This is a genomic window from Janthinobacterium sp. PLB04 (assembly GCF_021165895.1).
In the GTDB taxonomy this organism is placed as follows: Bacteria; Pseudomonadota; Gammaproteobacteria; order Burkholderiales; family Burkholderiaceae_D; genus Janthinobacterium; species Janthinobacterium lividum.
This window is the reverse complement of sequence record NZ_CP088968.1, coordinates 4,492,390-4,511,881: the sequence shown is the minus strand read 5'-3', so window position 1 is coordinate 4,511,881 and position 19,492 is coordinate 4,492,390. Positions and strand designations below refer to the sequence as shown.

17 protein-coding genes are annotated in these 19,492 nt (G+C 63.3%); 7 read left to right on the top strand and 10 right to left on the bottom strand.

All coding sequences use genetic code 11. The features are described from left to right. Nucleotides 1–2 precede the first annotated feature (2 nt). From LSO07_RS19820 to LSO07_RS19810, 3 genes are read right to left on the bottom strand one after another with little or no spacing between them, the layout of a single operon-like run. Nucleotides 3–461 carry a hypothetical protein gene (locus LSO07_RS19820; protein WP_139144551.1) on the bottom strand — a complete coding sequence of 153 codons (459 nt, stop codon included), beginning with the start codon at nucleotides 459–461 and terminating at the stop codon, nucleotides 3–5. Then, nucleotides 458–1,435, bottom strand: coding sequence for a D-2-hydroxyacid dehydrogenase (locus LSO07_RS19815; RefSeq protein ID WP_070280307.1), 978 nt, complete (start codon nucleotides 1,433–1,435; stop codon nucleotides 458–460). The genes LSO07_RS19820 and LSO07_RS19815 overlap by 4 nt, the downstream gene beginning before the upstream one ends. Then, on the bottom strand, nucleotides 1,432–2,394 hold the full coding sequence (locus tag LSO07_RS19810; protein ID WP_034783117.1) for a LysR family transcriptional regulator: 963 nt from the start codon (nucleotides 2,392–2,394) through the stop codon (nucleotides 1,432–1,434). Before LSO07_RS19810 ends, LSO07_RS19815 begins: the two co-directional genes overlap by 4 nt. A 190-nt stretch (nucleotides 2,395–2,584) precedes the next feature. Here LSO07_RS19810 and LSO07_RS19805 point away from each other — a divergent pair, with 190 nt between their 5' ends. From LSO07_RS19805 to LSO07_RS19780, 6 genes are all read left to right on the top strand, one after another. Next, nucleotides 2,585–2,755 (top strand): hypothetical protein, encoded by a 171-nt coding sequence (locus LSO07_RS19805; RefSeq protein WP_161789575.1) that lies wholly within the window; start codon nucleotides 2,585–2,587, stop codon nucleotides 2,753–2,755. Next, complete coding sequence (locus LSO07_RS19800; RefSeq protein WP_092605787.1) at nucleotides 2,752–3,612, top strand: alpha/beta hydrolase; 861 nt, start codon at nucleotides 2,752–2,754, stop codon at nucleotides 3,610–3,612. The genes LSO07_RS19805 and LSO07_RS19800 overlap by 4 nt, the downstream gene beginning before the upstream one ends. Nucleotides 3,613–3,883: 271 nt before the next feature. Further along, nucleotides 3,884–5,128, top strand: a complete 1,245-nt coding sequence (locus LSO07_RS19795; RefSeq protein WP_151096363.1) for an efflux RND transporter periplasmic adaptor subunit — start codon at nucleotides 3,884–3,886, stop codon at nucleotides 5,126–5,128. Nucleotides 5,129–5,130: 2 nt separating this feature from the next. Then, nucleotides 5,131–8,331, top strand: a complete 3,201-nt coding sequence (locus tag LSO07_RS19790) for an efflux RND transporter permease subunit (RefSeq protein WP_151096362.1) — start codon at nucleotides 5,131–5,133, stop codon at nucleotides 8,329–8,331. A 44-nt stretch (nucleotides 8,332–8,375) separates the two neighbouring features. Beyond that, nucleotides 8,376–9,821: an efflux transporter outer membrane subunit gene (locus LSO07_RS19785; protein ID WP_151097810.1), complete on the top strand. Its 1,446-nt coding sequence runs from the start codon at nucleotides 8,376–8,378 to the stop codon at nucleotides 9,819–9,821. A 175-nt stretch (nucleotides 9,822–9,996) separates the two neighbouring features. After that, the gene (locus tag LSO07_RS19780) at nucleotides 9,997–10,554 is read left to right on the top strand and encodes a fasciclin domain-containing protein (RefSeq protein WP_034783122.1); all 558 of its coding nucleotides are present in this window, start codon (nucleotides 9,997–9,999) and stop codon (nucleotides 10,552–10,554) included. A 69-nt stretch (nucleotides 10,555–10,623) separates the two neighbouring features. Here the strand turns inward: LSO07_RS19780 and LSO07_RS19775 are convergent, their stop codons facing one another. From LSO07_RS19775 to LSO07_RS19755, 5 genes are all read right to left on the bottom strand, one after another. Then, nucleotides 10,624–10,887, bottom strand: coding sequence for a hypothetical protein (locus LSO07_RS19775; RefSeq protein WP_046684064.1), 264 nt, complete (start codon nucleotides 10,885–10,887; stop codon nucleotides 10,624–10,626). Between the two features lie 42 nt (nucleotides 10,888–10,929). Beyond that, nucleotides 10,930–11,268: a hypothetical protein gene (locus tag LSO07_RS19770; RefSeq protein ID WP_070258028.1), complete on the bottom strand. Its 339-nt coding sequence runs from the start codon at nucleotides 11,266–11,268 to the stop codon at nucleotides 10,930–10,932. Between the two features lie 115 nt (nucleotides 11,269–11,383). After that, nucleotides 11,384–12,403: a serine hydrolase domain-containing protein gene (locus LSO07_RS19765; protein ID WP_151096361.1), complete on the bottom strand. Its 1,020-nt coding sequence runs from the start codon at nucleotides 12,401–12,403 to the stop codon at nucleotides 11,384–11,386. Nucleotides 12,404–12,626: 223 nt separating this feature from the next. Beyond that, on the bottom strand, nucleotides 12,627–12,968 hold the full coding sequence (locus LSO07_RS19760; RefSeq protein ID WP_151096360.1) for a hypothetical protein: 342 nt from the start codon (nucleotides 12,966–12,968) through the stop codon (nucleotides 12,627–12,629). Nucleotides 12,969–13,184: 216 nt separating this feature from the next. Beyond that, nucleotides 13,185–13,493 (bottom strand): hypothetical protein, encoded by a 309-nt coding sequence (locus LSO07_RS19755; RefSeq protein ID WP_151096359.1) that lies wholly within the window; start codon nucleotides 13,491–13,493, stop codon nucleotides 13,185–13,187. A gap of 213 nt (nucleotides 13,494–13,706) precedes the next feature. On the opposite strand from LSO07_RS19755, the gene ligD reads away from it, so the two are divergent. Continuing rightward, nucleotides 13,707–16,205, top strand: coding sequence for a DNA ligase D (ligD, locus tag LSO07_RS19750; protein ID WP_151096358.1), 2,499 nt, complete (start codon nucleotides 13,707–13,709; stop codon nucleotides 16,203–16,205). On the opposite strand, the gene LSO07_RS19745 is transcribed toward ligD, so the two are convergent. Both LSO07_RS19745 and ku read right to left on the bottom strand, forming a co-directional pair. Continuing rightward, nucleotides 16,189–18,510, bottom strand: a complete 2,322-nt coding sequence (locus LSO07_RS19745; protein WP_191909733.1) for a PAS domain S-box protein — start codon at nucleotides 18,508–18,510, stop codon at nucleotides 16,189–16,191. The genes ligD and LSO07_RS19745 overlap by 17 nt on opposite strands. A 105-nt stretch (nucleotides 18,511–18,615) precedes the next feature. Continuing rightward, on the bottom strand, nucleotides 18,616–19,491 hold the full coding sequence (gene ku / locus LSO07_RS19740; RefSeq protein WP_151096357.1) for a non-homologous end joining protein Ku: 876 nt from the start codon (nucleotides 19,489–19,491) through the stop codon (nucleotides 18,616–18,618). Nucleotide 19,492: the final 1 nt, after the last annotated feature.

The window sequence follows — 19,492 nt, the reverse complement described above, 5'->3', positions numbered from 1 at the left end:
TCCTACAAGCCCGCTTCTTTCCATGAGGATAAACCGAGCCGCTGCAACAGCCGGCCCGACAGCCCGCAGCTCCAGCAACTGATCTGGATTTGCCGGTGCCGGGCCGGCCCCTGCGCATGCCAGGCTTGCTCGGCGTAATCGAGCAGCGCTTCGCTGAGCGCAGAGGCGTCGGCCACGGGCGGCAGGCGCGCCATCAGCTCGAACACGCCGTGGGTGGTTTCCTTGATCTGCAGCAAACCTGCCAGCAGGGCGCGCAGCACGGCGGCGTCGATGCTGGTGCTCGCTTGCGTGCAGCGCTGCTGCCAGGATAGCGGGCGCGCCTGCCACAGGGCCAGCAGTGCAGGCACGTCGGCGGGCTGCAGTTGCCCGATCAGCTCAGCCGCCTCCTGAAACAGGTCGAGGCGGTCATACTCGCCGCTGTCCAGGACTAGCAGCTCATCGAGTTCGTGCAATACGCTCATGCCACCACGTTCGTGGGCGCGCCGCGCTCGAACGCTTCCACGTTGCCGATCAAGATGTCGGCCAGCTTCTGCATGGCTTCCCCGCTGGCCCAGGCCGTGTGCGGCGTGAGGATGAAGTTGGGCAGGCGCACATTGAGCAGCGGGTTGTCGGGCAGCGGTGGCTCCTTGGATAACACGTCGAAACCGGCGCCGGCGATCACGCCACGGGTCAACGCTTCGGCCAGTGCCGCCTCGTCGACGAGGCCGCCCCGCGCCGTGTTGATCAGGAGGGATGTGGGCTGCATGTGCGCCAGCTCTGCCGCGCCGATGATGTTGCGCGTCTTGTCCGTCAACGGCAGGTGCAGGCTCAGCACATCGGAGGTGGCCAGCAATTCGTCGAACGTCACTTGCGTCACGCCGTCCTCATCGATAGGGGAGCGGTTGTGTACCTGCACCTGCATGCCAAAGGCGCGTCCCAGCTGCGCCACGGACTTGCCCAGCGCACCGTAGCCGAGCAAACCCAGGCGGCTGCCGGCCAGGTCGCGGATCGGGTGGCCGAACAGGCAGAAGCGGTCGGACGCTTGCCACAGACCCGCTTCCACGTCGGCGCGGTAGGCGACCAGCTGGCGGCGCAGGGCCAGCATCAGGGCCAGGGTATGCTCGGGCACGGTGGCGCGCGCATAGTCGCGGATATTCGCCACGACGATGCCCCGTTCGCGGCAGGCGGCCAGGTCGAGGATGTCCGTGCCAGTGGCGGCCACGGCGATCATTTGGAGGTCCGGCAGCTGCGCCAGCTCGGCCGCGCGCAGCGGCACCTTGTTCGTGATGGCGATGCTGGCGCCTTGCAGGCGAGACACCGTCTGTTCGCTGCCCTTGGTGTGCGGATACTCTTCCCAGCCGTGCGCAAAGGCGGGCGGGCGCACGGTGGCGATCAGGCTGTCGCGGTCGAGAAAGACGATGCGGTGCGGCTGCGGCGATGTGCTTGCTGTTGTCATGGCTGGACCTCGGTCAGGTTGGCGCGCGCGCTCGCGGGACTGCTCTTGCCCTTGAGCTGCGTGGCCGGGTGGTTGGTAAACATGTCGGCGACCCATTCGACAAACACGCGCACCTTGGCGGACAGATGGCGGTTGGGCGGATAGATCACGTGGATGGGCAACGGGTCGGATTCCCATTCGCCGAGCAATTCCACCATTTTGCCCTGTTCTATCAGGGGCGCAAGCATGAAGTGCGTCATTTGCACGATGCCGAGGCCCGCCAGGCCGGCGGCTGTGTAGGCGTTCGAATCGTTCAGGGCGATATGGCTGGGCATGGCGATCTGGATGCGTTCGCCGGCGCGCGTGAAATCCCAATCAAACGTTTTGCCTGTCTTGGCGGAGAAAAAATTCACGCCCCTGTGCTGTGCCAGGTCGTCCGGATGCAGCGGCGTGCCGTGCTGCGCCAGGTAGCCGGGCGAGGCGCACGTCATGAAGTGCAGCACGCCGACCCGGCGCGCGATCAGGTTCAGGTCGCCCAATTCGCCGCCGCGCACGGCGCAATCGACTCCTTCCTCGATCAGGTCGACGGGACGGTCGCTGCAGCCCAGCTCCAGCGAGATGTCCGGGTAGCGGGCAAAGAAGTCGGGCAGGGCGGGAATGATCAGTTCGCTGGCCAGCGCCGTGGGCGCATCCACGCGCAGGCGTCCGCTGGGACTCAGGCGCGTGCGCGACAGCGATTCCTCGGCCTCGCGCACGTCCGACAGGATGCGCACGCAGCGTTCGTAATAGGCGGCGCCGTCGGACGTGATGCTGACATGACGCGTAGTACGGTTGAGCAACTTAACCGACAGGCTTGCTTCCAGCGACTGGATCAGGGTCGACACGGTGGCTTTCGGCAGCTGCATGTTTTCCGCCGCGCGCGTAAAGCCGCCCGCATCGACGACTTGGATGAAAACTTCCATGGCTTGCAGCTTGTTCACTTGAATTCCTATCACTTTATGCGTGATTATTCAGAATCCTGAACAATCAATTCGTCATTGCACTCTTTATCAGATTGTAGATCAAGTCTATAGTTGTTGTACTGCAGCATAAATGTGATTGCCGCAGGAAGTTCACAGGAGAAAAATCATGGGTCATCGGAATGGAATCTTTGCAGTGCTCGCTCTTGCTATGAGCTCGCTCGCTCTGGCCGCGATGGTATCGACGGATGCATACTCGATGGCGGCGCAAAGCGAAGCCAGCGGTTATAGCGCCCTGACCCATGAAGTGGGCGGCGTCGCCCTGTTGTGCCTGAACGACACGGTGCTCGATGTCGCGGTGCAGCCGGTGGTGGCGCAATGAGCTTTGCCGACACCGCGGCCGAACTGGCACCTGGCCAGGCGCTGAAGATACGCGATATCCAGGTGCAGGGCGCGCAGGATGCGCTCGGCGCGCGCGTCTACACGGCCGGCGTGCCGGGCGCCAGGCAGCCGAACCTGATGGTTTTCTTCCATGGCGGCGGCTTTGTCGACGGCGACCTGGAGGATGCGGACGACTTCCTGCGCTGCCTCGTGCTGAGCAACCCCGACCACGTGGTGCTGGCCGCGAACTACACCCTGGCCCGTGTGCGGCCATTCCCCGCCGCCGTGGAAGACGCGCATGCCGTGCTGCTGTGGGCAAAAAAGAACAAGTCCAAGCTGGGCTGGACGGGCAAGCAGATGGTGGTCTCGGGCATCGAAGCGGGCGCCAACCTGGCTGCCGTATGCGCCATGATGTCGCGCGACCGGGGCGGACCGCCTCTCGCGGGTCAGGTGCTGATCATGCCCATGCTCGATCCCGGCCTGTCGACCTGCTCGATGCGCAACTTGCCGACCTGTCCTGACCTGGCGGAAGTGGCCGATCAATGCGCCGCCGCCTACCGCGGCTATCTGCCGAATGCCGCTGACCGTACCCATCCGTATGCGTCGCCATTGCAGTCGAGCCGTCTGAAGAACCTGCCGCCAGCGCTCATCCTGTCCAGCGAAGACGACCCATTGCGCGATGAGGCTGAACAATACGGCAGCAAACTGATCGCCTGCGGCATCAAGACCACCGTGCGGCGCATGGCCGCCGCGCCGCTGCAGGACGCTACCGCCCGCAATGAGTGCGCTTGCAAGGTGCAGGTATTGAGCGAAATTAGCAGTTTCGTCGCCGGACTGGGGCAGGAGCCCGAGTCATGACGCCGCCATCCGCGGCACCGCAAAAAAACTTACACTAATCAGTTTACTTTTTGAGTTTTGGTTGCTACACTACGTAGTGTAGTTCCCTTCATGCCTGAGTTGTGCGTTCGCACAGCCAGCTTCGTCGTCCCCGTCCGCTTTTAAGCAGCTGGCGGCCTGTTTACCTTTGATCGAGCGCCGTCGGGCGCCATGGCACCACCATTCACTTTTTCAGTTGGGTTGCTTCCTGCCGCCCATACCATTAGAAATTTTCATAAAACAGGGAAATAAAATGAAAAACGTTCAACAATTTTCCACTCTGCTCAAGCCCCTGGCTGCCTCGCTCGCGCTGGCAGGACTGGTGGCCGTGAGCCTGGCTGGCTGCGATTCGGCCAATAGCAAGGTGCCCGACGCGCCAGCGGCCGGCGGCCCGCCCATCTCGGCCGCCGCCGTCGTTGAAAAACAGATCACGGAAACACAGGAATTCTCGGGCCGCCTGGAAGCGATCGAGCGCGTGGAAATCCGCTCGCGAGTCGGCGGCTTCATCACCGCCGTCAATTTCAAGCCGGGCAGCGAAGTGAAAAAGGGCGACGTGCTGTTCGTCATCGATCCGCGCCCATTCCAGGCTGAAGTCTCGCGTGCCGAAGGCACGGCTGCCTCGGCCCGCGCCAAGGCGGAACTGGCCAAGCTGGAACTGTCGCGCGCTGAAAAGCTGCTGGCCGAAAAAGCCATCGCCCAGCGCGAATTCGATGAAAAAGCGTCGGGCTTGAAAGAGCTGGACGCGAACGCCCGCTCGGCGCAAGCCGCGTATGAAGCGGCCAAGTTGAACCTGTCGTACACGCAGGTGCAGGCACCGATCAGCGGCCGCGTCAGCAAGGCGGAAATCACCGTCGGCAACCTGATCGACGCTTCCGCCATCCTCACCTCCGTGGTGTCGACGGACCGCATCTACGCCAGCTTCGACGGCGATGAAGATACCTATCTGCGCGTGGCCGGCACGGCGCAAAAGGGCACGCCCGTCACCGTCAAGGTGGGCCTGGCCAATGAAACGGGCTTCCCGCACGAAGGCAAGCTGGAATTCGTCGACAACCAGCTCGACCCGGCCACGGGCAGCGTGCGCATGCGCGCCACCTTCGCCAACGCCGAGCGCCAGCTGGTGCCGGGCCTGTTCGCGCGCATCCAGCTCGACGGCGGCAACGGCCCGCAGGCGCAAAGCACGGCGCTGTTGATCTCCGACCGCGCCGTCGGCACGGACCAGAGCCGCAAATACGTGTACGTGGTGGGCGCCGACAACAAGGCCGAGTACCGCGCCGTCAAGCTGGGCCCGGCCTCGGATGGCTTGCGCGTGGTGCGCGAAGGCTTGAAGGCGGGCGAAAAGATCGTCGTCAACGGCTTGCAGCGCGTGCGCCCCGGCGCCCCGGTGACGCCGCAGATGGTGGCGATGGATTTCGATCCGACCGCGCCTGTCGCTCCCGCAAAACCTGAAGTAAAAGACGCCAAGATCGCCGCGAAAGCAGCATCGACCTCCAAGGAATAAACATGAATTTTTCCCGCTTTTTCATCGACAAGCCGATTTTCGCGGCGGTGCTGTCGATCGTCATATTCGTGGCCGGGCTGCTGTCGATTTTCGGCCTGCCCATCTCCGAATATCCCGACGTCGTGCCGCCATCCGTGGTGGTGCGCGCGCAATACCCGGGCGCCAACCCGAAAGTGATCGCCGAAACCGTGGCCGCGCCGCTCGAAGAGCAGATCAACGGCGTCGAGAACATGCTCTACATGTCCTCGCAAAACACGTCCGATGGCGCGATGATGCTGACCGTGACCTTCAAGATCGGCACCAACGTCGAGCAGGCCGAGACGCAGGTGCAGAACCGCGTGCAGCGCGCCTTGCCGCGCCTGCCCGAGGAAGTGCGCCAGATCGGCGTGACGACCGTCAAATCGTCGCCCAACCTGACCATGGTGGTGCATCTGGTCTCGCCGAACAAGCGCTATGACGACATGTATCTGCGTAACTACGCGGTGCTGAACGTCAAGGACCAACTGGCACGTCTGCCCGGCATGGGCGACATCCAGATCTTCGGCGCCGGCGACTACGCCATGCGCATCTGGCTCGACCCGCAAAAGGTAGCGGCGCGCGGCATGACGGCCAATGACGTCGTCGACGCCATCCGCGAGCAGAACGTGCAGGTGGCTGCAGGTGTCATCGGCGCTTCGCCGGCGAAGAACTCGGACTTCCAGCTGACCGTCAATACCCAGGGCCGTCTGCAGACACCCGAGGAATTCGGCGCCATCATCGTGCGCACCAATGCCGACGGCGCCGTCACGCACCTGAAGGACGTGGCGCGCGTGGAAATGGGCGCCAACAGCTACTCGCTGCGTTCGCTGCTGAACAATAATCCGGCCGTCGGCATGGGTATTTTCGAAGCGCCGAATGCCAACGCGCTGCAGCTGTCTTCCGACGTGCGCGCCAAGATGGACGAACTGAAAAAAGACTTCCCGCAAGGCGTGGAATACCGTATCGAGTACGACCCGACGCAGTTCGTGCGTTCGTCCATCGAAGCCGTGATCCATACCCTGCTGGAAGCCATTGCCCTGGTGGTGCTGGTGGTGATCATCTTCCTGCAAACCTGGCGCGCATCGATCATTCCGCTGCTGGCCGTACCCGTCTCCATCGTCGGCACCTTTGCCGTGATGCTGGGCTTTGGCTTCTCGATCAACACGCTGTCGCTGTTCGGCCTCGTGCTGGCCATCGGTATCGTCGTCGATGATGCCATCGTGGTGGTGGAAAACGTCGAGCGCAACATCGAGGAAGGCTTGTCGCCGCGCGACGCCACCATCCAGGCCATGAAAGAGGTGAGCGGTCCTATCGTCGCCATCGCCCTGGTGCTGTGCGCCGTGTTCGTGCCGATCGCCTTCGTGCCTGGCCTGTCGGGTGAGTTCTACCGCCAGTTCGCGCTGACGATCGCCATTTCGACCGTGATCTCCGCTTTCAGCTCGCTGACCCTGGCGCCAGCCCTGTCGGCCGCGCTGCTGAAACCGCACGATGCGCCGAAAGATGCGCTGACGCGCGGCATGGACATGGTCTTCGGCCGCTTCTTCGCCTGGTTCAACCGCTTCTTCGGCCGCGCTTCGCACCGCTATGAAGCGGGCGTGAAAGGCGTGTTGGGCCGCAAGAGCGCGTCGCTGGGCGTGTATGCGCTGCTGGTCGTTGCCGCCATCTTCACCTTCAAGTCCGTGCCGGCCGGCTTCGTGCCAGCGCAGGACAAGCAATACCTGGTGGGCTTTGCACAATTGCCTGACGCCGCTTCGCTGGACCGCACGGAAGATGTCGTGCGCCGCATGTCCGACGTCATCAAGTCGGTGCCTGGCGTCGAATCGACCATCGCCTTCCCCGGCCTGTCGATCAACGACTTCACCAATGCGCCGAACGCCGGTATCGTCTTCGCCACCCTGAAACCGTTCGACGAACGCAGCAGCAAGGAATTGTCGGGCGGCGCCATCGCGGCCGAGATCAACAAGCGCCTGGGCGGCATCCAGGACGCTTTCATCATGGTCTTCCCGCCACCGCCGGTCAACGGCCTTGGCACCATCGGCGGCTTCAAGATGATGATCGAAGACCGCGGCAATCTTGGTTACGACGCGCTGTACAACGCCACCCAGGCACTGGCCGCGAAAGCGTACCAGACGCCGGAACTGGCGGGCGTGTTCTCGGGCTACCAGATCAACGTGCCGCAGCTGTTTGCCGACGTCGACCGCGTGAAAGCCAAGCAGATGGGCGTGCAGCTGCAAACGATTTACCAGACCTTGCAGATCAACCTCGGTTCGCTGTATGTGAACGACTTCAACCAGTTTGGCCGCACCTACCAGGTGCGCGTGCAGGCCGATGCGGCGTTCCGTTCGCATGCGCAGGATATCGCGCAGCTGAAGGTACGCAATGACAAGGGCGAAATGATCCCGCTGTCGTCGTTGATGCGCGTGAAGGACAGCTATGGTCCGGACCGCGTGCAGCGCTACAACGCGTATGCCGCAGCCGACTTCAATGGCGGCGCAGCCCCTGGCGTATCGAGCGGCCAGGCGCAAGCCGCGCTGGAACGCATCGCCAAGGAAGTGCTGCCGCAGGGGATCGCGTATGAATGGACGGAGCTGACCTACCAGGACATCTTGTCCGGCAATACGATGATCTATGTCTTCCCGCTGTGCGTGCTGCTGGTATTCCTGGTGCTGGCCGCCCAGTATGAAAGCTGGACCTTGCCGCTGGCCGTGATCCTGATCGTGCCGATGTCGATCCTGTGTGCCTTGCTGGGCGTCAAACTGACCGGCGGCGACAACAATGTGTTCACCCAGATCGCGCTGTTCGTGCTGGTGGGGCTGGCGTCGAAGAATGCGATTCTGATCGTGGAATTTGCCCGCGAACTGGAAGAGCATGGCCGCACCGTCGTGCAAGCGGCGCTGGAAGCGTGCCGTCTGCGTCTGCGTCCGATCCTGATGACGTCGATCGCCTTCATCATGGGCGTGGTGCCCCTGGTGTTCTCGCACGGCGCCGGTTCGGAAATGCGCCATGCGATGGGCGTGGCGGTCTTCGCCGGCATGCTGGGCGTGACCTTCTTTGGCCTGTTCCTGACGCCCGTGTTCTATGTACTGCTGCGCACCCTGGCGCAGCGTTTTGAGAAAAAACCAGCCGATGTTGCCGCCAAGCCTGCCGCCGCGCCAGCATTGAACCTGGAAGGAGATATATATTGAAAACCAAGGAAATCATCTGGCGCGTCAAGCCCGTGCTGACCGCCATGGCCGCAGCCGTGCTGCTGGCCGCCTGCGCGGCGCCGGAGTTCAAGCAGCCGCAGATCGAGACGCCGACGGCGTTCAAGGAAGCGCAAGCCTTGCCTGCCGTGCAGACGGCAGCGGACGGCACGCGCTGGAAGCAGGGCGTGCCCGCCGAGCGCCAGGCGCGCGGCGAATGGTGGCTGGCCTTCAATGATCCGGCCCTCACAAGCCTGATCAACGAAGCCACGCAGGCCAATGCCAACCTGGCCGTCGCCGCCGCCCGCGTCAAGCAGGCGAGGGCGATTGCCGGCATCGCCGAAGCGGACCGCATCCCGCAAGTGGGCGTGAACGTGGGCGGCCAGCGCAACCGCGCTTCCGCCGTGTCGCTCGGCTTGCCGAACGGCGCGCCGGTGGCTGCCACGAATGTCTACCAGGCGAATCTGACGGCCAGCTACGAAGTCGATCTGTTCGGCAGGGTCGCATCGAACGTCAGCGCCTCGCGCAGCGATGCGCTGGCCGTGGAAGCGACATACCGTTCCGTGCTGCTGTCCTTGCAGGCCGACGTGGCGCAGACCTATTTCCAGTTGCGTGCCACGGATGCCGAACTGGCGACCCTGGAACAGACGGTGCGCCTGCGCGAGGAAAGCGTGCATGTGAACCAGCGCCGCTATGACCTGGGCGACATCGGCGAATTCGACCTGTCCCGTGCCCGCACGGAGCTGTCGACGACGCGCGCCGAAGCCATCGGCCTGCAGCGCCAGCGCGCCACCAGCGAACATGCGCTGGCCGTCCTGCTGGGTAAACCTGCCGCCAGTTTCACGGCGACCGTCAACCCGCTGCAGGACAGCGGCTTCCTGCCCGTGATCCCGGCCGGCATGCCGTCGTCCCTGCTGGAGCGCCGTCCCGACATCGCGTCGGCGCAGCGCACCATGGAAGCGTCGAATGCGCGCATCGGCGTGGCGAAATCGGCCATGTTCCCGGCCTTGACCTTGAACGCCTCCGGCGGCGGCGCGTCCGATACCTTCTCGGACATCTTCAAGTGGAGCAGCCGCTCCTGGCTGCTGGGCGCTTTGATGTCGATGCCGATCATCGACGGCGGACGCAATAAAGCTGCCGTGAGCCGCAGCGAAGCGCAGCTGGAAGAGTCGGTGGCGACGTATCGCCAGAGCGTGCTGGTGGCCTTCGCCGAGGTGGAAGACAACCTGGCCGGCTTGCGCATCCTGTCGGGCCAGACGCAGCAGATCGACGAAGCCGTCGTTTCTGCACGCCGCTCGGCCGACCTGGCGCAAAAACTGTACGACGCGGGCCGTTCCAGCTACCTCGATCTGCTGGACGCGCAGCGCAACCTGGCCACCATCGAGCGCAATGCCGTGCAACTGCGCGGCAACCGCGCCGTCACCACGGTGGCGCTGATCCGCGCCCTGGGCGGCGGCTGGGGCGAAACGGAGCCGCAGGTCGCGGCCAACTAGTTTCCCGGCACCGCGGGCTGGATCAATCCGGCCCGCGACGCGGGAGCCTGCCAAGAACGGCGTCGTGCACTGCACGGCGCCGTTTTTCTGTTTTCAGCGAGTTGAATCCGTTTGCGGAACGGCGGCGTAAGTACTCCTGCAATCACGCAAACGCAGTCATCCAGGAGATATCATCATGCGCACCTTCGTTCCCGCAGCATTGTTCATTACGTCCATGCTGGCCGCCAGCGCCCCGTTTGCCGCCGACATGACGACCATGGTGGGTGGCCAGAGCATGTATCCGTCCAAGGACATCGTCGATAACGCCGTCAATTCGGCCGACCACACGACCCTGGTCGCTGCCGTCAAGGCGGCCGGCCTGGTCGACACACTGAAAGGCAAGGGTCCATTTACCGTGTTCGCGCCGACGAATGCGGCCTTCGGCAAGCTGCCCGCAGGCACCGTCGAGACCCTGGTGAAACCGGAAAACAAGGCGACCCTGACGAAGATCCTCACCTACCACGTGGTGCCCGGCAAATACGACTTCAAGGCGCTGGCGAAGGAAATCAAGATGCACGACGGTAAAGCCACCTTGCCCACGGCCAGCGGCGGCAAGCTGATGTTCGCCATGAACGGCATGCACAACATCGTCGTGATGGACGAGGGGGGCAACAGCGCCAATATCAGCACCTATGACGTGTACCAGTCGAATGGCGTGATCAATGTGATCGACACGGTGCTGATGCCGAAATAAGCGCACAAAAAAGCGGACGAAAAAAAAGACAGGGAAAACCCCCTGTCTTTTTTGATGGTGCCGCCGCGATTACTTGGCTGGCGCTGCTGGCGTTGCCGGTACTGCTGGTTCCGCAGGCGCTGCCTTGTCGGCTGGCGCGGCTTTCTTTGCCTTGTGATGCTTGGCTTTCTTGTGCGCCGCTGGTTTGACGGCGGCTGCCGGCGCTTCGGCCTTGACGACAGGAGCGACGACAGGAATCGGTGCCACTGGAGCGACTGGCGCGACGGCTGGCGTCTGGGCGAAAGCGGCGGTGGCGAACAGGCTGGCGATCAGGGTGGCGATAACTTTTTTCATTTTAGGATCCTTGGTATGCGTGGTCAGTAAAGTGTGTCGGAATTACTTGGCTGGAGCCGCTTCGGCGGTAGCCGATGCCAGCTTTTCGTCAGCCTTGGCCTTGGTTTTCTTGGCTTTGTGGTGTGCCTTGGCTTTGGTGGTGGCCGCTTCCGCTTTGGCGCTGGCGACGTCCGTTTTTGCGGCGACGACGGCTTTCGCTTCCTTGGCATCCGCCTTCACGACGGCTTGCGCTTCCTTGGCGTCCGCTTTCACTACGGCCTTGGTGTGGGCCGCTTCCACTTTGGCGGGCGCTGCCGGAGCGGCCGCAGGTGCTGCCGGGGTTTGGGCGAAGGCTGCAGTTGCGAACAGGCCGGCGATCAGGGTAGCAATTACTTTTTTCATGGTGCAGTCCTCAGTGGTGGTTTGTCTGGTATGTCTGTTGGTGTCGGGATGATTCCCGTGTCACTGAGCATAAAACGCGCCCCCGGACGCTTGCGTTGACGGTCATTACAAACGCTTACATCTGCGTTGCATCCGCTTTCAGGATGGCCTTCAGGATGTCTTCCGAACGGCGCTGCCCATACCCCTTGCCATACGCGCTCGATGCGATGCTGACCACCATGCGACGGGCGGGTATCACATAGATCTTGTTGCCGCCATTGCCCGAGGCGAAATGCACGGCAATCTTCTGTCCTCCGACGTCCTGCGTCTTCGCGTACCAGAAATAGCCGTAGCTGTCGGCGTAGCGGTCCACGGCGCCGATGGCCACGCGCGGCGCCAGCGCCGCTTGCAGCCAGGCGGCATCGATTACCCTCTTGCCGTCAAATACGCCTTCGTCGAGCACCATCTGGCCGATCCTTGCCGTGTCGCGCGCGCGCAGCGACAGATTGCCCTGGCCTTTCGGGTGGCGTGCCACGTCGCGGCCCCAGCTCCAGCGGGTGATGCCCAGTGGCACGAACAGCACCCTGGCGGCGTAGTCTTCCAGGTCGGCGCCGCTGGCGTTTTCCACCACTCTGCCCGCGACATATGATCCCAGCGAGTTGTAGCGATAGGTGCTGCCCGGCGCCGTTGCAGCCGGTATCGCACGCACGAAGGCGGCCGGGTCGGGCGCCGCATCGAGCTTGTCTTCATTGCCAGGCGACTGTTCGTCTTCATCGAAGGCGGCCAGGCCCGAACGCATGGTCAGCAAGTCGTCGAGGATGACCTTGCCTGCCGCGCTGCCGGCGACATCGGGCCAGTAGTCGCCCACCGTTTTTGTTGTCGCCAGCTGGCCGCGCGCCACGGCCGCGCCCACCAGCAGGGCGGTGATGCTCTTGCCGGCCGAGCGGATGTCGTGCAGGGTATCGGCCGTCTCGCCGTTGTAATAGCGTTCGGCCACGACGGCGCCATCGCGCAGCACGACGACGGCCCGCAAATCGCCATGGCTGTCGCGGTCCTGGGCTTGCAGGACTTGCTCCAGGGTGGCAGGGATATCTTGCGCATTGGCGGCGCAAGGTAGATACAGGGCGGTAGTCAGGATGAGGGGCAGGTGGCGCATGGGATAGGCTTCGCGGCGATGGTGGAAGTGCCAGTGTCCTCCATGTGCACCGCTTTGTCGCGCGCAAGCTGGCCGGTTCGATGAAGTTTGCATGAAGGCGCGCAGGAAGCCATGTCATTTGGCGCCGCGCCATGCAAAAAGGACAGCCGAAGCTGTCCCTGGTAATCGGCGTGGTCACGCAAGCGCAGACCCGGCGGACGCGCTCCCGTGACGTCGTTCGCGCTTACTTCGCTGGCGCTGCCGGCACTGCGGGAACGGTTTCCGCCGCTTTGGCCGCATCCGCTTTCACTTTGGCTTTGCTGGCCTTGTGATGGGCCTTGGCCTTGGTGGCTTTGGCGTCGGCCTTGGCGCTGGCCACATCGGCTTTCGCATCGGCGGCAACGACCGCTTCCTTGGCATCGGCTTTCACGACGGCCTTGGTTTCCTTGGCTTCAGCCTTGGCCACGGCTTTCGTGTGGGCCGCTTCCGCCTTGGCGGGAACCGATGCTGCGGGAGCGGCAGGGGTTTGGGCGAAGGCTGCGGTAGCGAACAGGCCGGCGATCAGGGTAACAATTGCTTTTTTCATGGTGCAATCCTCGGTGGTGGTTTGTCTGGTGTGCCGGGATGATTCCCGTGTCACTGAGCAGAAAACGCGGCCCGGAAGGTAATGGTTGACCTGGTTTACACTTTCTTACAATCAGGTGATTTGAGCGACGTTAATTGAAGAAGAAAGTGTGAAAATGCAAAAAGACAGCCGAAGCTGTCTTTTTGCATGGTGCCTCCCGCCATGGCGGGATGGCGATTACTTCGCTGCTGCGGTCGCTTCAGCCTTGTCTTCGGCGGCTTTTGCCTTGGCCTTGGTGGCTTTGTGATGGGCTTTGGCCTTGGTGGCTTTGGCGTCGGCCTTGGCGCTGGCCACATCGGCTTTCGCATCGGCGGCGACGGCGGCTTCTTTCGCATCGGCTTTCACGACGGCCTTGGTTTCCTTGGCTTCCACTTTTGCCACTTCCTTGGTGTGCTTGGCTTCGGCCTTGGCAGGCACGGCTGGCGTTTGAGCAAAGGCTGCGGTAGCGAACAAGCCGGCGATCAGAGTAGCGATTACTTTTTTCATGGTGCAGTTCCTCGAGAAGTGGGGTTGTAGTTCAGGAGATGCATTTCCCCTGTCACTGAGGCAAAAACGCGCCGTATGGCAATAGCGTTGACAGCGATTCGGGCTAATTACAAACACTTACATTTGCCGGGGCAGGTACTCTGTTAGCTGGCGTACCGCGCCAGGGACGGCAGCGGCCTAGACTCGATGCCATCGTCACCGCATGGGTTCGCCATGAAAGCCGCCTTGAAAACCTATCAAGCCAAGCGCAATTTCGCCGCTACGCCCGAGCCTGCGGATGGCGGCGAGGAAGCGGGCGAGGCGCTCACCTTCGTCATCCAGAAGCACTGGGCCAGTCGTTTGCACTATGACTTTCGCCTGGAACTGGACGGCACGATGAAAAGCTGGGCCGTGCCGAAAGGGCCCAGCTACGACCCGCGCGACAAGCGCATGGCGGTGCAGGTGGAAGACCATCCGATTGCGTATGCCGGTTTTGAAGGCACGATCCCCGAAAAGCAGTATGGCGCGGGCAAGGTCATCATCTGGGACAAGGGGACGTGGCAAGCCCAGCCGACCACGCCTGATGCACGCAAGGCGCTGGCGGCCGGCGAACTGAAATTGACCCTGCATGGCCACAAGATGCATGGCAACTGGGTGCTGGTGCGCATGAAAGGCAAGGGCGATAAACGCAGCGCAAAGCAGCCTGCCTGGCTGCTGATCAAGGAAAAGGACGACTATGCCCGGCCGGCATTGGAATTTTCTGTCGTGGACGAGTTTCCCGACAGCGTCAAGAACAAGGCCATGCCCAAGCGCAAGAAGAGCGCGGACGGCTCCGCAGCGCCGGATGCCGATTTGCCCGCCACCCTGTCGCCGCAGCTGGCTACCCTCGTCGATGCGCCGCCGCCAGACGCGCAGCAGTGGCTTTTCGAAGTGAAATTCGACGGTTACCGCATCCTCGCGCGTTGCGATGGCGAACGGATCAATTTGATCACGCGCAATGGCAATGACTGGACGGAAAAACTGCCGAAGCTGCGGCAGGCGCTGGAACAGTTGAGTTTGCCGCCAGGCTGGTATGACGGTGAAATCGTCGTCAACGACGCCAGCGGCCACCCGGATTTTGGCGCCTTGCAGCGCGCGTTCGATGCGGAAACGACCAGCGAGATCGTGTATTACCTGTTCGACGTGGCGTTTTTCGATGGCCACGATCTGCGGGGCCAGCCTGTCGAGGCGCGCAGGGCGTTGCTGGAGCAGCTGCTGCAGAGCTTGCCAGCGTCGCCCCTGGTGCGCTTCAGCGCCACGCTCGACGCGACGCCGCAGCAGATATTGGCCCACGCCTGCCGGCTGGGGCTGGAAGGCGTGATCGGCAAGCGGCGCGGTTCGCCCTACGTCACGCGGCGCTCGGGCGACTGGATCAAGCTCAAATGCGGGCTGCGCCAGGAATTCGTCATCGGCGGCTATACGGCGCCGCAGGGCGCGCGCGAAGGCATCGGTTCTCTGTTGCTGGGCGTGCATGATGACCAGGGTCGGCTGCTCTATGCGGGCAATGTGGGCAGCGGCTTCGACGATGCCAGCCTGCGCGAATTGCGGCGCCGGCTTGACACTCTGGCAGCCGGCAGGAGTCCGTTCGCGGGCAAGGCGGGCGGCGCGCGCCAGCCCATCTGGGTCAAGCCGCAACTGGTGGCCGAAGTGAGCTTTGCGCAATGGACCAGCGGTGGCGCCGTGCGCCATGCCGTGTTTCACGGCTTGCGCGAGGATAAACAGCCAGCCGCCATCGTGCGCGAGCGGGCGCAGCGAATCGACAGGGAGAAGACGATGCAGAGCAAATCCACGCCGGACGGCATCTTGCCGGCCAGTTTCAAGGTCAGCCATGCGGACAGGGTGATCGACCGGGACAGTGGCGCGACGAAGATCGACCTGGTGCGCTACTACGCGCTGGTGGGCAAGCTGATGCTCGTGCACTTGCGCGGGCGGCCCGTGTCGCTGGTGCGCGCGCCAGCCGGCGTGGGCGGCGAGCTGTTTTTCCAGAAGCATGCGGACACGTCCAGCATGCCCGGCGTCAAACAGCTCGATCCCGGCCTCGACCCGGAGCATGCCGCCATGCTGGAAGTTGCCAGCGCACAGGGCTTGTTGTCTGCGGCGCAGTGGAATGTGGTGGAGTTTCACACGCAAAATGCGCTGGCCAGCGCCTACGACACGCCGAACCGCCTGGTGTTCGACCTGGACCCGGGCAAGGGCGTGGCCTGGCCCGCCATCCGCGAGGCGGCCGTATTGCTGCGTGCCTTCCTGACGGAGCTGGGGCTGCCCGCCTGGCTGAAAACCAGCGGCGGCAAGGGCTTGCATGTGGTCGTGCCGATCCGCCCGAAACACGATTGGGATACGGTCAAAGCGTTTTCGCAAGCCATCGTGGCGCACATGGCGCAGCTCATTCCGCAGCGCTTCGTCCTGAAAAGCGGCCCCGCCAACCGCGTCGGCAAGATTTTCATCGATTATTTGCGCAATGGCCGGGGCGCCACCACCGTATGCGCGTGGTCTGCCCGCACGCGGTCGGGGCTGGGCATTTCCGTGCCGCTGGCCTGGGATGAGCTCGACAAACTGAAGGCGGGCGATCAGTGGAACGTGGGCAATGTCCACAGCCGCCTCGACGTGGGTAACGCGCCATGGGACGGCTACGCGCGCAGCGCGAAGGGCATCGATGCGGCGATGAAAAAGCTGGCCTTTATTCCGCCGGCTTGATCGGCAGGACGGCGCGCGCCAGTTGCAGCGCTTCCTCGATGGCCGCGTTGAGCTGAGGAATTTCGACGGGCTTGGTCAGGTAGCGGAAAAAGCCCGCGGCCAGGCCATGCCGGATATCGCCCTTCATGGCGTTGGCCGTCAAGGCGATGACGGGGATGTGCGCCGTGCGCGTATCGTTGCGCAGGATGCGCTGCGCCTGGTTACCATTCATGCCGGGCAAATTGATATCCATCAGGATGACATCGGGGCGGCGTTCCAGCGCCAGCGCGATACCCTGGCGGGCGTCGGTGGCCGAGATCATGCGCAGATGGGGCAGGAAGCTGACGATATCTTCCACCAGCCGCAGGCTGGCCGGATTGTCTTCCACGTACAGCAGCAGGGCCTGGCCGCCGGCATCGTCCCGGACGTCGCAGGCGGGCTCGGGCAGGTATTCCGGCTGCCGGTTGGCGGGCGGGGCGGTCATGGTGTCGAGTTCGATCCAGAACACGCTGCCCACGCCGACGCAGCTGTGCACGCCCATGCTGCCGCCCATCAGCTCAACCAGGCGCTTGGTGACGACCAGGCCGATGCCGGTGCCTTCCTCGCTGCCTGCCTCCTGTCCCAGGCGGTTGAACGGCTGGAACAGCTCGGCCATCTGTGCGTCGTCCAGTCCCTTGCCCGTGTCGCGGATGGCGATGCGCACGCGCTGCGCCCCGGGCTGCGACACTTCCAGCTCCACCTTGCCGGCCGGGCGGTTGTACTTGATGGCGTTTGACAGCAGGTTCAGCAGCACTTGCTTGAGGCGCGTATGGTCGGCCCTGAGCGTCAGCGCCTCGCAGGCTGGAAACACCAGGTGAATCTGGCGCTGCTGCGCCTGTTCTTCCACCATGACGCGCACTTCCTCGAGCAGCACGGGCAGCGCCACCGGCTCGATCGACAGGCTCAGGCTGCCTGATTCGATCTTCGCCAGGTCGAGGATTTCATTGATCAGGGTGAGCAGGTGGCGGCCCGAGGTGACGATGTTGTGCACGAAGGCGCGCTTTTGCAGCACAGTCGCGGGCAGGGCTTCATTGGCCAGCAGCTGGGCGAAGCCGAGGATGGCGTTCAGCGGCGTGCGCAATTCATGCGACATGCTGGTGAGAAAGCGGTCCTTCGCCTGGCTGGCCCGTTCCAGTTCGATTTTCTGTTCGTTCAGCGTGCGCTCGATGCGCTTGCGCTCCGTGATGTCGCGGATGGCTGACGAGACCAGCACGCCTTCCTCCGTTTCCAGCGGCGACAGGCTGATTTCGACGGGAAATTCGGTGCCATCGCGGCGCAAGCCATACAGTTCCAGGCCGGCGCCCATGGAGCGGGCGCGCGGCGCCGCGGAAAAGGACTGGCGGTGATGCGGATGATCGTGTGCATAGCGGGCCGGGATCAGCACTTCCACATTGCGCCCGAGCAACTCCGCGCGCGAGTAACCGAACAGCCGTTCCGTTTGCGAGTTGACGAGCACGATCTCGCCATCGCCGTTGACGATGACGATGGCGTCCGGCGCCGATTCGAGCAGGCCGCGGAACTTTTGCTCGGCCCGGCGGCGGTCGCTGACGTCGCGGATGGCGCTGATGACGAAGGTGCCGATTTCCGTCTGGATCGGCGACAGGCTGATTTCCACAGGGAATTCAACGTTGTCCTTGCGCAAGCCCAGCAATTCCAGGTCGGCGCCCATGGTGCGCGTACGCGGCTGGTCGAAATAGCGCGCGCGGTGCCCCACGTGCGCATGGCGCAGGCGTTGCGGCAGCAGGCTATCGATTTGCCTGCCGCTCAATTCGCCTTCCGCATAGCCGAACAGTCGCTGTGCCTGCTGGTTGGCCAGCACGATGGCGCCCGTGGCATTGACCATGATGACGCTGTCCGGCGTCGATTCGAACAGCACGCGGTAGCGCACGTCAACGAACTGGGCGTCGCGCGCCGCCTTCAGCAAGGTCGTGTCCTTCATGGTGGAAATCAGGTAGCGGTGGCCATCCGGCGCCGCGTGGGCGGTCTGGCATGCCACGTCGACGTAGATGAGTTCACCATCCTTGCGCCGCCGCAGCGATTCGCGGTCGTAGCTGCCGTGCAGGGCCAGCTGCTCGGCGATCAGCGGGCCAGCTTCGGCCTGTCCCGGCAAGGAGATCAGTTCCCACAGCGTGCGGCCCAGCGCTTCGTCGCTGGCATAGCCGAAAATGCGCTGCGCCCCCGCTGTCCAGCGCACGACGACATGCTCTTCGTTCGTGATGACAACGCCGCCAGGGGCGTTGCTGAGGATAAGCTGATCGAACTCGGCGTCCATTTTTTCCGCACGCATGACAGGGCTTGCCGGGTGGCAGGCCTGTGCATAACGTAGCGAGAAGCCGGATCAAAGTCAATGCATTTATATGATGGCAGAGTCTCGCTAAGCGGGTAGGGTGGTTCAGGCCGCCTTGCGCCTGGCGGACGGCGGCTTGCGGGCGGCGGACGAGGCCGCGCGCTTGCGGGCCGGCGCGGCGGACGCTTTCTTGCCCAGGCTTTGCTGCAGCAGGGCGACCAGGTCGATCACGTTGTTGCCGTGCTCTTCTGCTGGCTCGGGCGTGGGCGGCGTGATGGTCTTGGTCTGCTTGGCCTTGACTTTCTTCTTGACCAGCGCCAGCACGTCTTCGCGGTAGCTGTCGTGGTATTGCCCGGGTTCCCACGCTTCGCTCATGCCTTCCACCAGCGACAGGGCCATCTTGAGTTCCTTGTCGGAAATGCCGGCCGATTTCAGGGTGCTGCCGGGCAAGTCCAGGTCGTCTGTGGGGCGGATTTCATCGGCGTAGCGCAGGGTGTTGAGCACGATGGCGTCGCCCACGCACACGAGCGCGCACAAATGCTGCTTGGTACGCATGACCACGCTGGCGATACCCACTTTGTTCGCCTTGCGCAAGGTTTCGCGCAACAGCGCATAGACTTTTTCGCCGCCCTTGGCGGGCAGCAAATAATACGGGTGCTCGTAAAAGGTCAGCGGCACCTCAAGTGCATCGACAAAGGTCAGTATGTCGATGGTTTGCGTGGCCTTCACATTGGCTTGCCTTAAATCTTCCTCGGACAGCACCACGTACTCATCCGTCTTGTATTCATAGCCCTTGATGATGTCGTCCCACTCGACTTCCTTGCCCGTCTTCTTGTTGTAGCGCTTGTAGCCGATGGGTGAAAAGTCGCGCCGGTCCAGCATGGACAAGTCCAGTTCATGGTCGAGGCTGGCTGAAATCAGCTCGACGGGGATGTGCACAAGGCCAAAGCTGATGGCGCCTTTCCACAGTGCGCGCGCCATC